At 69.8% G+C, this 12,359-nt stretch carries 10 protein-coding genes; 1 reads left to right on the top strand and 9 read right to left on the bottom strand.

What is annotated here, in order from left to right:
- Positions 1-65 precede the first annotated feature (65 nt).
- The 6 genes from QSK26_RS38450 to QSK26_RS38425 form a co-directional block, all read right to left on the bottom strand.
- Positions 66-4,007, bottom strand: a complete 3,942-nt coding sequence (locus QSK26_RS38450) for a ThuA domain-containing protein (RefSeq protein ID WP_285780289.1) — start codon at positions 4,005-4,007, stop codon at positions 66-68.
- A 225-nt stretch (positions 4,008-4,232) separates the two neighbouring features.
- Entirely contained in the window at positions 4,233-5,237 is a 1,005-nt protein-coding gene (locus tag QSK26_RS38445) for a multicopper oxidase domain-containing protein (RefSeq protein WP_285780288.1), read from the bottom strand.
- A 697-nt stretch (positions 5,238-5,934) separates the two neighbouring features.
- Positions 5,935-6,531 carry a TauD/TfdA family dioxygenase gene (locus tag QSK26_RS38440; RefSeq protein ID WP_285780287.1) on the bottom strand — a complete coding sequence of 199 codons (597 nt, stop codon included), beginning with the start codon at positions 6,529-6,531 and terminating at the stop codon, positions 5,935-5,937.
- A complete protein-coding gene (locus tag QSK26_RS38435; protein ID WP_352244477.1) occupies positions 6,528-6,953 on the bottom strand; it encodes a hypothetical protein in 426 nt (141 codons plus the stop codon). The genes QSK26_RS38440 and QSK26_RS38435 overlap by 4 nt, the downstream gene beginning before the upstream one ends.
- A gap of 483 nt (positions 6,954-7,436) precedes the next feature.
- Positions 7,437-8,585 (bottom strand): lantibiotic dehydratase, encoded by a 1,149-nt coding sequence (locus QSK26_RS38430; RefSeq protein ID WP_285780286.1) that lies wholly within the window; start codon positions 8,583-8,585, stop codon positions 7,437-7,439.
- A gap of 108 nt (positions 8,586-8,693) precedes the next feature.
- Positions 8,694-8,837: a hypothetical protein gene (locus tag QSK26_RS38425; protein WP_285780285.1), complete on the bottom strand. Its 144-nt coding sequence runs from the start codon at positions 8,835-8,837 to the stop codon at positions 8,694-8,696.
- 592 nt (positions 8,838-9,429) lie between these two features.
- On the opposite strand from QSK26_RS38425, the gene QSK26_RS38420 reads away from it, so the two are divergent.
- Complete coding sequence (locus tag QSK26_RS38420; RefSeq protein ID WP_285780284.1) at positions 9,430-9,801, top strand: peptidase inhibitor family I36 protein; 372 nt, start codon at positions 9,430-9,432, stop codon at positions 9,799-9,801.
- 545 nt (positions 9,802-10,346) lie between these two features.
- Here the strand turns inward: QSK26_RS38420 and QSK26_RS38410 are convergent.
- From QSK26_RS38410 to QSK26_RS38400, 3 genes are read right to left on the bottom strand one after another with little or no spacing between them, the layout of a single operon-like run.
- Complete coding sequence (locus QSK26_RS38410; protein WP_285780282.1) at positions 10,347-10,655, bottom strand: YbaB/EbfC family nucleoid-associated protein; 309 nt, start codon at positions 10,653-10,655, stop codon at positions 10,347-10,349.
- Positions 10,656-10,667: 12 nt separating this feature from the next.
- The gene (locus tag QSK26_RS38405; protein ID WP_285780281.1) at positions 10,668-11,546 is read right to left on the bottom strand and encodes a WXG100-like domain-containing protein; all 879 of its coding nucleotides are present in this window, start codon (positions 11,544-11,546) and stop codon (positions 10,668-10,670) included.
- A complete protein-coding gene (locus QSK26_RS38400; RefSeq protein WP_285780280.1) occupies positions 11,546-12,262 on the bottom strand; it encodes a hypothetical protein in 717 nt (238 codons plus the stop codon). Before QSK26_RS38400 ends, QSK26_RS38405 begins: the two co-directional genes overlap by 1 nt.
- Positions 12,263-12,359: the final 97 nt, after the last annotated feature.

The raw sequence follows: 12,359 nt of genomic DNA, 5'->3' as shown, positions 1-12,359 counted from the left end.
GAGCTGGGGTGGAGTGCCGGGCACGGGGAACGCTCCCCGGCCCGGCACCCGGCCGGTGTACCGTCCTAGAGTTCGCGCACGCGGATGTTGCGGAAGTCGATCACGTCGTTGTTGCCGTGGTTCTGCAGCCCGATGAACCCGCTGATGAACTGGCGCAGGTCCGTGGGCGGGTCACCGGCGCGGGACGACGCCTTGCCCGTCGTGTTGTCGAACTCGCTGATCACCGTGCCGTTGCGGATGATCGTGTAGTGCTGGCCGACCGCCCGGATCTCGTAGTCGTTCCACTGGCCCTTCGGGGTCACCCCGGCCCGGTTCAGGCCGTTGGGCGAGAAGTTGTAGACGGAGCCCGTCTTCTGCGGCTCGCCCGTGTCGCCGTCGTAGATCTGGATCTCGTGGCCACAGAAGATCGCGACCCACGCGGGTGACGTGCGCGCCGAGCCGACCGTGCCGCAGCTTCCGGCGGGACGCTGCTCCAGCGGGGTCCTCGGGTCCGGGAACCGGACGAAGACGCCGCTGTTGGCGCGATGCGGGTCGGGCGAGCTGTCCCGGAACTGCAGCCGGACCGAGAAGTCCGCGTACGCCTTGTCGGAGTACCACAGCATGCCCAGACCGCCGGAGCTGCGGATCGTGCCGTCCGGCTGGAGGGCGAACCGCCCGGACGGGGCCTGGCTCCAGCCCAGCAGCGACGACGCCGTGCCGTCGAAGATGGGCTGGTACCCGTTCACCCTCCCGACCTCCGACTTGGCGCCGGCGGTGCGCAGCGCCTCCGCCTCCTGGGCGCTGATGACGCCGTCCTTGAGGAGCTGCCTCACGACGGTGTCGAGGTGCTGGACGAACTGGTTGCGGTTCTTCCACTCGCGCTCGTCGTCGATCAGGTCGTTGATCGTGCAGCCGCCGCCGGCCGCCTTGTTGCGCACGCCGGTGAAGGCGTCGAGCAGTTGCACCGTCGGCCGGGCGTCGGGCGCGGCGCAGCCGACCGTGACAGCGATCTTCCCGGTGGCCTGCTCGCCGTCGGCGTAGGTGACCTTCAGCGTCGCCTCGTAGGTGCCGAAGCCGGCGTAGGTGTGCGTCGGGGCGGCCTCCGTCGACGGCGCGCTGCCGTCGCCGAAGTCCCACTCCCACGCCACGCCGCCGGCCTTGGCACTGGAGAACGTCATCGTTTTCGGCTCGGCGTTCTGCCGGGCGGGACGCGCCACGGCGGCGTCCGGGTTCGGCGTCGCCGGGCCGCCCTTGTAGGTGACGCGGACCAGCTTCTGGTTGGCGTGCAGGCTGAAGAAGCCGCTGCCGTAGTCGAGCATGTAGAGCGCGCCGTCGGGACCGAACTTCGCGTCCATCCACGACTGGAGCTGGTTGGCGCCGCCGCCGGCCGGGATGATGTTCCGCAGGTCCTCGGCGAACGCCGGCCGGCCCGCGTCCCGGGCGGTCTCCGGGTTCACGGTCACGGCGATGCGGTTGTTGCCGTTGGACTGGTCACCGATGAACCACTTGTTGTCCCAGTACTCCGGCCACGCGACCCCGCTGTCGGTGTCGGTCTGGGAGCGGTGGTAGGTCGGGCCCGACATGACCGCCTGGCCGCCGCCCTTGAGGTAGGGCATGGTGAAGGTCTCCTCGCCCTGCTTGTACGTCGGGAGACCGCTGCCGTCCTGCCGCTTCGGGTAGACCGGGCCGCCGCCCTGCGGCGAGTACCAGATCATGTTGTCGCGCGCCGGCGGGATGTCGACGAGGCCGGTGTTGCGCGGCGAGGTGTTCTTCAGGTTGTCGCAGTCGTACCACTCGGCGGGCTGGGTGGCGTTGCTGTTGCTGCGGTCGCGGTAGGGCTGATTGTCGCCCATGCAGTACGGCCAGCCCTGGTTGCCGGCGGAGGTGAGAACCGTCACGGTCTCGTACTTCGCCGGTCCCCACGTCTCGCTCGGGCCGCCGGCGTCCGGACCGACCCAGCCGGCCGTGATCCAGTCGTTCTTCTTGTCCCACTCCAGCCGCGCGATGTTGCGGACGCCCATCACCCAGATCTCCGCGCGGGTCTTGCCGCCGCCCTCTTCCTCGCCGGTGAACAGGTTGCCCTCGGGGATCGTGTAGGTGCCGTCGGGCTCCGGATGGATGCGGAGGATCTTGCCGTTGAGGTCGTTGGTGTTGCCGGAGGTACGGCGGGCGTCCTGGAACGAGGTGCCCTTGTAGTCCTGGGTCCAGTTGTTCCCGGAGTAACCGCCGGATCCGCCGGAGGAGTTGCTGTCACCGGTGCCGATGTAGAGGTTGCCGGCCTCGTCGAAGGTCATGCCTCCGCCCGCGTGGCAGCAGCTGTGGATCTGGGTGTCCCACTGCAGGAGGTCCTTGCGGCTGCTCTGGTCGATCGTCTGGGTCCGCGAGTCGTAGTCGAACCGGGAGATCGTCCGCTTGCCGATGCGCCTGTCCCGGTCGATCGACGCGTGCGGCATCCAGTACGCGTAGATCCAGCCGTTCTCCGCGAAGTCCGGGTCGAGGGTGATGCCGACCAGGCCCTCCTCGTTCTTGACCAGCTCGTCGCCGCTGCCGCGGTTGCCCATGACGGGCAGCGTGGTCAGCAGCTTGACCTGCTTGGTCCTTGGGTCCCACTGGTGGATGGTGCCGCAGCCGAGGCCCACCTTCGGGTCGTTCCAGTCGGGGATCGGGCCGGTGGCGCATGCCGCCTTGCCGATGTAGAACACCTTGCCGTTCGGCGCGATGGTCAGGCCGTGCGGCTCGCCGATCTGGTTGAGCTGGCCCTGCGTGTTCGGCGTGGTCAGCCGTTCCGTGGTGTAGTTGGCCGCGATGGTCGCCTGGCAGTCGCCCCGGACGATGCCGGTTGCCCACCGGATGGCGCCGGCGAGGTGTGTGCGGAACTGCTTGTCGCTGGTGTAGCTCGCCGCGGTGCCGCCCATGCCGGTGTAGAAGGACCGGCCGCCGTCGTAGTCACGGCACCAGGAGACCGGATGGAACGGGCCGTTGCCGTTCATGCTCGGGTTGTAGGTCCACTCCTCGACCTGCGCGATCGTGTGGACCTTGCCCACCGGGTTGGGGTTCCAGCTCAGCCACTTGTCGGTCCGCGACAGGGTGAGCGGAAGTCCCTCGTTCGCCGGATGCCGGCGGTCGAGGATGTCCACGACGGCCTTCTGCTCCTTCGCCGCGGGGGGAGGCGCGGAGTCGGGCCCGAACAGCCGCAGCTCGGCGAGCTGGGTCAGGGGCTCACCGCTGTTCGCGGTGATGTTGAGCCGGTAGTACTGGTACGCCGTGGTGTTCTCGAACTTGTATTCCTTGCTCTGGAACCGCTGGGGGAAGGTCTCCCCGCTGCGCTTGTCGAGATCCGTCCAGGTCGTCCCGTTCTGCGAGCCCTGGAGGGTCCAGTCCTTCGGGTCCCGGCCGGCGGAGTCGTTGGCCGACGTCAGCGCGTAGTGCGCCACCGCGACGGGCTTCTCCAGCTTGCCCTGCACCCACCCGGTCGGCGTCCGGGCCAGCCACTTGGTGTCGTTGTCCCCGTCGAAAACCTTGTCCTTGGTCTCGTTCGGCGGGTTCTCCGCGCTCGCCGCGGCCTCCGTCACCTTCTCCGCGATGGGGAGGGCGCCGACGGGGCGGGTGCCGATCAGTTCGGTGAACCAGGCCGAGTCCACCTGCGCGCGGGCGGCGTCGCGGATGCCGACGAACCCGCCGCCGCCCCTGATGTACGCCTGGAAGGCGGCTAGCTGCGATTCGTCCAGGCTCACGCCGTTGGCGGACAGGAACACCACGCCGCGGAACCGCGCCAGGTTGTCGGCGGTGAAGACCGCCGGATCCTGGGCCTCCTCGACGGAGAACCCGTTCTTCTTGCTCAGTTCCCTGATCGCCGTCGCGGCCGCCCGCACCGGGTCGTCCTGCTGCGCGGCCTGACCGCTGAAGACCAGCACGTTGACGGCGGGCTTCTTGGCGGCGGCGGGGGCCTGTGCCTGTAGCCGCGCCTGTGCCTGGGCCGGCACGGCGGTCGGGGTCGCCAGTCCGAGCACCAGGACGGCACTCGACATCGTGATCAGTACACGTCGCCAGGCGGGTGGGCGGGGCGGTAAATGGCCTGTTCGACCCATCATTGCTCCTTGGGATCGAGGGTGGTTCGGGACCGTTTGCGGACGAGTTCGGGGGTCGGCCGCGGTCCGGGGTGTCGAGGTCTGCGTGGGGCCGTGCTCGTACGGCATGGGGCGACCGGGTCCGGTCTCGGGGGCGGCCGGGGGCGGGCCGGCCGTGCGCGGCCGTCAGTGGCCCGCGTGGTCACCGCCTGCGTGACCGCCGCCCGAGTGACCGCCGCCCGGTTGACCCGGCACGTTCCCGTCCGCGTCCGTCACCGTGAAGATGCCGGCCATCCCCATGTCGGAGTGGCTCTGGACGTGGCAGTGGTACATCCACGCCCCCGGGCCGACGCGCTCGCCCGCGATCAGCTGGAAGCCGAACGACTCGGCGGGCCCGGTGATCTTGGTGTCGATGATCCGGCTCGGGTCCTCGAGGCTCTCCAGCATGCCGGTGCGGTTGTCGGCCCAGCGGTGCCCGTGGATGTGGAACGTGTGGTAGAACTCGCCGTGGGTGATCACGATCCACTCCACCCGCTCGCCGACCTTGGCGACGAACTCCGGCGCCTGGTGCGCGGGGCGATTGTTGATCATCATGTCGTTGAAGACGACGGTGAACGTCTTGTCCGGCCTGACGTCCTTCTTCCGCCGGACCACCAGCGGGCCGTACAGCCCCTGCCGGATGCCGCCCGTGCCGTGATCGGTCCCCACCACGTGGTCGTGGTAGTGCCAGTAGCCCGCGCTGCCGGGCTCGATGCCGGCGCCGCCCCCGCGCCTGCCCTGCGCGTGGGTGCGCCAGATGTAGGTGCGCCGGCCACCGGGCTCGACCACGCTGTCGTTCAGCCTCGTACCGTCGCTGGCCACGTCGTAGTCCACCCCGTGGACGTGCAGGCTCGCCGTCACGTCCAGGTTGTTGACCATCTCGATCTCAAGCGTGTCGCCTTCGACCATCTCGATGAGCGGCCCGGGAATCGTGGCCTTGCCGGGCTCCAGGCCGTAGCCCAACTGGCCGTCCTCCAGCCGCTCGGCGTACAGGGTGATGCGGCGGACCGCGCCCATGGTCGTGCCGGCCTGGGTCGATGCCGCGGTCTGATTCGCTGTGACCAATGGTGCCAGCGCGGCAGCCGCCGCGGACGTGGTGAAGGCACGCCGGGAGAGCAGGCTTTTCGCCGTGCCTCTGCCTACCTCGGTCATGGTTCCCCAATCGGTGACGCTTGCGTGAGGGTGACTTGCGGGTGCTCGGGACACTGCTTTCGCGCGACGTGGGTCTTGGCCTGGACCGGTCGCGTCGTGATCGGTGATGCTGTGGGGGGTAGTGAGATCGACATTCGATCGAAGTACGCGACATTTTCGGCGAAATGTCAATAAGTAGCGCTGGAGGTGTCAGAACTTCCGCTTGTATCTGGCCAAAGGTGGATGCGGCTGTTACGGTGACCTTAAGATCAAATTTCGCCGCATCCCCCACGTCCGCGCCCCCCGTCCCATAACCCCTGTCGCCGCCCCTCCCGGCGATCCGCATGGTGAATCCGCATGGTGAATCCGCCCATGCCCGCACCGACTCGGCCACCCGCCGCCGTCCTGCCGCCGCCTCTCCGCGGCCCTCCTGCTGACGGCCCGTCACTGCCTGTGCCGGCCATCGGCTCGCCCCCGCCGCACCCCGCCACCTGGCGTGCTTACCGGCTGCGACCCATGCGCCCCGGCCTTCGGGCGGATAGCGTGGGGATGCCGAGGACTCCCAGGGGCCGAACACGGCGCCCAGCCGCTCCGCTCCCGTTGCGCAGCGATTCAGGGCTTATGTCGAAGCTCACGCAAAAGGGCCGGGGATTGCGCCGGAAGTGGCCATCACGGCTCACAGGATGCCGGCGGGGGCGTTACTGCGCGATGGGCAGGCTCATCCTGCCGAAGTCCGTGCCGCGCGCCGGTGTGCTCCGGCTTCCTCTGTGACAGCGCAGGCTCCGTTCACTCGCGCCTGGTCGTGTGCCGGGTGGTGATGCGGTGTAGCAGGCGTGGCGTGCCGGGGGGATAGGGCTGGCGGGTGTGCAGCAGGGTGCGGTTGTCGGGTGTCGCAGAACAGTGTCGCCCCGCCAACCTCGGCCTCGACGGCCTGCACGCACTGGAAGATCTGCAGGTCGGGGGTTTGTTCCTCGGCGGAGACGCCGTCCCAGTGGATGGGCATGAAGCCGGTCTCGAAGATGTAACTGTCGGGGTCAGGCTGGGCTTGGACGAAGAAGGCCGGCCGGTCGGACCACAGGATGGGCTCCCCCAGAGCGCAGCCGAACTCCTCGAACTCCTCACAGGTGAGAACCGTGGGCAGGCCGCGCAGAATGAGCAGATGCTCCTGGGCGACCAGTTGCAGCAGGGCGGCGGGCGGCAGGTCGTCCAGGCCGATGGTGCCGTCGCCGGTCAGCAACAGGCCGAACGGGCCTGGGCGGTGCTGCTGCCAACGTGGCCTGCCGGTGGTGAAAGTGGTGGGCGTCGACGCGGTCATCGGTGGCTGCCTTCCAGCTCGTGCGGATGGTCGAGGAAGTCGCGGAAGCGGGCGGCGAACTCGACGTCGAAGGCGTTCTCGACGGTGGCGGCGGCCAGATGGCACAGCAGGCCACGTTCGACGGGCTTGACGCGCAGCCGGGTCAGCAGACCGTAGGTGTAGTTGAGCAGCAGGCGGTAGCGCTGGTATTCGACGGTGTTCCGGAACTGCCGGACATGCCGGTTGGCGGCCAGCCCATCGATCAGGGAATCCGAGCGGAGCAAGCCCCGAGGGGCGGGGGTGTCGGCGTCGGAGATCGGCAGCCGGCCGGATGCGATCAGTTCGGTGGCGCGGGCTGAGTAGCGGTGCAGCAGCGCGGCCCAGTCCCGGATCAGCGCCTTCGGCCCGCCGGCGCCGTCGGCGGCCTCCAGCACGGTGCGCAAGCCGCCGCGCCAGCGCCTCTTTGCTGGCGGTGTAGCGGTCGGCCAGGGCGGTTCGGGCCAGGGCGGCGATGTGGTGTTCCTGGCGGGGGCCGATGCCGAGCCGGTTGGCGGCCAGGTGGGCGAGCCGGGTGTAGACGATCGGCAGCGGGCCGGTCCCGGCGGCCCGGGCCGCGGCTGCGGCCGGGTGGCGCCAGACGTGTTCGGGCAGGGCAGGCCGGTAGGCGTTCGAGCTGGTCAAGGTGGTGTGCAGGGCGCGTCATCGCCTGCCACTGGTTGGCCTGGGAGCAGCCCCATTCGGCCGGCCGGTACGGGGTGGGCGGCATCGGGTCCGGGCGCGGCGGCGGGGCTGCAGACCGCCCGTACAGCAGGTGGCGGGCGCTGTGGCGCAGCAGCGCCAGCCTGCGAAGGGAAGCAACGGCGCTTGCGGCAGAGGGCCGAGCGGGATCGGCCTGCAGGAACCCGGCCGGCTCCGGCACCGCGGCTTCACTCAGCAGGCGATAGAACCGCAGGTAGGGCAGGCTGCCGGCGGACCCCAGCGCCTGTGCCGCCCAGGCGGAGGTGGCCAGCCGCAGCGGCAGGTGCGCCTCGATGAGGCCCGCCCACGGCCGCAGCGCGTTCAACTCGGCGCAGACCGGCTGCCACGCCTCCCGATCGCCTGCCGGCACCTGCTCCGTCAGGACAGTGTCGTGACGGGCGGGTCCGGACCGCCCGCAAGCAGGCGCGCAGCATCGGGGTGAGCCGGATCTCGTGCACCGGCTCGCCGGCTGCGGCGCCCAGGAACACCACGGCGTCAGGTCCGTCCGTCGCACTGGAGTTCAGGCGCAGCGGCAGCCGCGGGCCCAGATCGTCGCGGGCCGCCATCGCCCACGCGCACCGCTGGGTGAACCACGCGTCCACCTGCACGATCCCGGCGGACGCAGGGGAGTGGGCCGACGGCGGGGCCGCCGTTAAGCGGCCCAGACCCCAGGCGGTGAATGTGGTGAACGGACTGGTTTTGACCACCACCCGGGACAGGTACCGGGCCAGCCGCGACACCACCTTGCGCTCGGCCATCGTCCCAGGCGCTGCGGCCAGCCATTTGTCCAGCTCACCGGCCAGCACCGGGCTGGCATGCCAGAGCCCGTGCCGAACCCCGGCCTCGGCCATCCAGCCAGGCACCGCCTGCCCGCAGCCGCCGATCTCGGCCGCCGGCACCGCGGACAGCCGCTCGGCCTCACGCGCCAGCCGCGCCTGCCCGTCCTGCCAGGCCGCCAGTTCCATGTCCAGCCCCGCCGGCAGCACCGCGCCCAGCTGCGCCGGATCGATCCGCCCGCGCAGCGCCCGCCCGCCGAACACCGCCCGCCGCAACGCCACCAGCAGGCCGCGCCGCCGGCCCGGCTCGACAGTGCCGATATGCGCCTCCAACATGTCCGCCAGCCGCCGAGATTCGCCCCGCCAATAAGCCTGCCCCTCGCGCAGCCGCCCTATCTGCTGCCAGGTACGCTCGGCGCGCAAGCCCTCCAACGACCGCATCGGCAGGCCGGCCACCCGGACGACAACGTCCGCATGAACCCACCATGACACGCCGCACGCGGCCGGAACCTGCTCGCCCGCGCCGAGGAGGTTGCCGTTCTCGCCATCTTCCTGCGCCACCCTGCCGCCCTGTCCCCGTCGTGCGGGAAACCCGCACCACTCTCAACGAACGGCCGGGTCCCCCTCGTGTCGGGCCTGCGGGCGTGCGCCCGGTCACGGCCCGAACGCTCACACCATGTGGCTCCAGCCATATTCGCCGGAGGAGGCCAGTTCGTGGACTCCGTGTCCCGCCGTCAGGCTGCCGTAGGCGACCTCACCACTCACCTCCAGCGTCTCGACGTCCAGCTTCAGCACTGCGTCGTTGTCATGCACGTCGCTTCTTCCTTTCCTCCGTGGGAACGTCCGACTGGCGATCCCGGGGGCGTCCGACAGCTCATGAGAGCTCGTCTCCCTTTTGATACATCGACGATCTCGGTCACAGAAAGTAGCTCTCTGATAACAGGTAGTAGTCGTTGGATGTGCGCTGCCCCTGTACAGAAACCGATCTCGGCCAGAGCGGTGCGGCTCTCCGTAGTTTGGAAAGACCGCCTGGCGCGCGCCGGGTGGCTGGAGCCAGTCACGGCGGTTCTCGACCCGTATCGGCGGCGCCAGGCGCGCCCCCGGGTTCCCCCTGTCGGGCCGGCGACCTGGACGTGCCGCTCAACCACCCTGGCATCGGCTGGGTCAGGTCCGCGCGACGCCCCCTGCCGGCGGTCCGCGCTCGCCAACCTCGCCGGGCGGCGGCGCCGGCGTCGGGCGGCTCCTCCTTCGCATCGCTGATCCCTGCGCTCGGCTCCCCACGGGCCGGGCAGCCCCCGCTGTCGCCACGGCCACAGCCTTGTTCACTGCCTGTCACCAGTGACTACTCTGTGTTATTAATCGGGTCGACTGCGTCAACCCCCAGGCAGCCACAAAGGAGTGGAACATGAAACGCATCCGCTGGGCGGCGGTCGCGGCAGCCGCCGCGACCGCGGGCACGGGACTGGCCCTGCCCACACCCGCCGCCGCGACTGCGGCCCCGGTCGCGGCCCCGGCCAACTTCATCTGTCCATTGATCATTGCGGTCTGCGCCTTCACCGAACCCGGCGGCACCGGCAGCCGTAAGATCATCATCCGCGACGAGGCCAACCTCGCACCGCCGGTCCGCAGCGCGATCAACAACACTGGGGAGCCCTGGTGCTTCTACTCGAGCCCCGGTTTCCAGGGCTCGAACCGTGAGGTGTCCGCCGGAGGAGTCGTCCCGAACTTCGGCTTCGCCGCCCGCTCGGCCAGGTCAGGATCCTGCAACCAGGAGTAGCGTCCCCGCTCTCCCGCCGCAGCGCCCGAGAACTCCACTGAGGACTCCCTGACGCCGGCTCCCGACCGGCGTCAGCGGAGCGCTGGGCGCTCGGCTGGTCAGCGTCGGCCGGCGGAGACTGGGCCGCATGCCGGGCGCCGGCCAGGCGTTGTTCGAGGTCCCGCTCTCGAAGTAGGACTCGCCGATGTCACGAAGCGGCACGGCCTCGATTTCCTGGCGGACCAGCTCCAGGTCGGCCTTGGCGTCCGCGGTCACGATGTCGAGAATGCGGCGTCCGGGTCTTCCTCGGTGCTGTACGGGTCGTTCTCCGGCTTTCCGGTGAACAGCGAGCGCAGCCAGCGCTCCAACTCGGCCATGTGCCGGACTATGCCCAGAAGGGTGAGCGGCCGCAGTCTTGAGCTGTTCCTCGGTGAGCCCGGAACACTTGTGCGACAAAGTGTCCCGGTGGAAGTCGAGGAGAGCCCGCGCGGCCGGCCGGGGACCGTTCTCGGCCGGCGCGTTCGAGCAGGACTGTTCCCCGCGGCTCCGGAGCACACGGCCGGTGCTCACCCCCCGTGCATGAACGTGACGATCTCCTCGGCCTGTGCTCCGGCGTCCTCCTCGGCCGCCCTCGTGGCGGCCAGGACGGCTTCGGCCAGGTCCGCCGCACTGAGCCTGAGGGCGCGCGGGTCGAAGGTGAGGGCGACCAGGCTGCCGCTGGGCAGCACCTCCGCCGTGACGTGCCCGCTCGCGTCCTTACCTCGGCCTCTGAGCTGCTCGAAGCGTTGTCCGGCCTCGTCCAGGCGGGTGTTCTGCGCCCTGAACTCGGCCATCGCCCGGTCGAACTCCGGGTCGCCGGTCGGGAGGGTGTTCATATGTGGGCACTCCTATCGACGAAGGATGAAGGCGCGCGGTGCGTGCGCCATGGCGGTCCTCATGGCACCCTGCCAGGTCAGCTCGCCAGTGGCGATCAACGGGTAGACGAGGGCGGCTGACGTGGTTCTGCGGACGAACTTGCCCATGGGGCCGCTCCCGAGCGTGGTGTCGAGGACCTGGTGCTGGGGGAGGAACTTGCGCACGTCACTCATGGCCTTGCTGCCGCCGTTGTAGGCCATCTCCGCCCAGAAGTGCTTGAACCCGTACCAGAGCGGGTTCTCCATGGGCTGGCCCGAGGCCGCCGAGCTCGTCATGTGGACCGCGGTCTTGCCAACGGCCCACACCGCGGAGTCCGCGAACGCGTCGAGCCCTTCGCGCACGAAGTAGCTGCCCACGGCACGGCCGCCGACGGTGAAGCTCAGGATCGAATGGGCGATCTTCCTGAACAGCGTGTTCTGAAGAGCGGCCTGCGAGACCAGGCTCTCGAACCTGGCCTTGGCCCAGGCCCCGGCCGCCGGGTAGATGTAGCCGAACATCATGGTGAAGAGCATCGCGGCGAGCTGCGTACCGATGATCCACAGGTTCTCCCGGTGTTTCTCCACCACGTCCGCATACTGGTCGCAGGCGTCGGCGATGTCGCGCAGCCCCTGCTGGAGCATCGCGTAGCGCGGGGCGAGCTCCTTCGGCCACACCTCCGCGAACCTCTCGACCGCCCTGCTGTCGTTGGCCCTGAGGACGTCCGACACCCCCCTCGCCGTCGTGGTCACCAGGGCGTCGATCGAGTCGGCCATCCTGCGCAGGTCCCGGGCTCTGGCCCGCAGCTCGGAGACGTCGGCCTCGGGAACGTGGACGTTCGCGAAGGTGGCCAGCACCTGGAAGGGGTCGAACATCAGGCGCCCGTCCTGCGCGCCGGCACCGGTGGGATCGGCGGCTCGGAGACGTCGGCGAACGTCGGCATGCTTTTGATGATCTCCTGTTCCAGATACTGCCAGGCCTTCTCGAAATCCCCCAGCCGGCCGACCATCGCGAAGTTGCTCTCGGCGAGCCCTGTCATGTCCCCGGTCAGCGAGGTGTAGTTCGTGCGGTACCAGCGGGCGAACTCGGTGCCCTGTTCGTCCTCCAAGCCCAGCTCACTGGTGGAGGCCAGGCTGGTCGCCCGCACCTGCAAGGCCACGACGTCATCGCCCAGCCTGTCGAAGAGCGTGGCCAGCTCGCGGATCGACTCCCAGTTGAGATAGACGCGGTCACCCGAGCCCGGCCCCCCTTCGAGGGCGGGGGGCGGGGCCGGGGCGGGGACGACAGGAGGCCAGTAAGGGCTCGGTGCGGCGGACGGCGTCGGCGGCCTGCCGCTTGGCGATTCGGCGGGCGGCGGCGGGGTGTCCGTGGGAAAGCCCGGCGTGGCCGGCTGTGTCGTCGGGGGCTGTGTCGTGGGGGGCTGGGTGGTCGGCGGCTCGGTCGGGGGCCGCGTGGGCGGGTCAGGGGTCGGGCTGCCCGTGGGCGGGTCGGGGGTCGGGCTGCCCGTGGGAGGAGCGCTCGGCGAGGAGGACTCGGTCGGCGACGGGGTGGAGCCGGCCGTGGGGCTGGGTGTACCCGTCGTATCGTCCATAACGCAACTACCCCCTTGAAGAACATCAGACCTTAACCTTGCTGAAAGACGTCAGCAATCAAACAGTTTCGCGGCCGTTGATTTCGGCGAGGAAAAG

The organism is Microtetraspora sp. NBRC 13810 (assembly GCF_030268685.1).
Classification (GTDB): Bacteria; Actinomycetota; Actinomycetes; order Streptosporangiales; family Streptosporangiaceae; genus BSRQ01.
This window is presented reverse-complemented; position numbering and strand designations above follow the sequence as displayed.

What these genes read in the sequence shown, in the direction of transcription:
- QSK26_RS38400 (WP_285780280.1), bottom strand. Translation starts at nt 12,262, where the DNA reads ATGGACGATACGACGGGTACACCCAGCCCCACGGCCGGCTCCACCCCG.
- QSK26_RS38420 (WP_285780284.1), top strand. Translation starts at nt 9,430, where the DNA reads ATGAAACGCATCCGCTGGGCGGCGGTCGCGGCAGCCGCCGCGACCGCG.
- QSK26_RS38445 (WP_285780288.1), bottom strand. Translation starts at nt 5,237, where the DNA reads ATGACCGAGGTAGGCAGAGGCACGGCGAAAAGCCTGCTCTCCCGGCGT.
- QSK26_RS38405 (WP_285780281.1), bottom strand. Translation starts at nt 11,546, where the DNA reads ATGTTCGACCCCTTCCAGGTGCTGGCCACCTTCGCGAACGTCCACGTT.
- QSK26_RS38450 (WP_285780289.1), bottom strand. Translation starts at nt 4,007, where the DNA reads ATGTCGAGTGCCGTCCTGGTGCTCGGACTGGCGACCCCGACCGCCGTG.
- QSK26_RS38440 (WP_285780287.1), bottom strand. Translation starts at nt 6,531, where the DNA reads ATGACCGCGTCGACGCCCACCACTTTCACCACCGGCAGGCCACGTTGG.
- QSK26_RS38410 (WP_285780282.1), bottom strand. Translation starts at nt 10,655, where the DNA reads ATGAACACCCTCCCGACCGGCGACCCGGAGTTCGACCGGGCGATGGCC.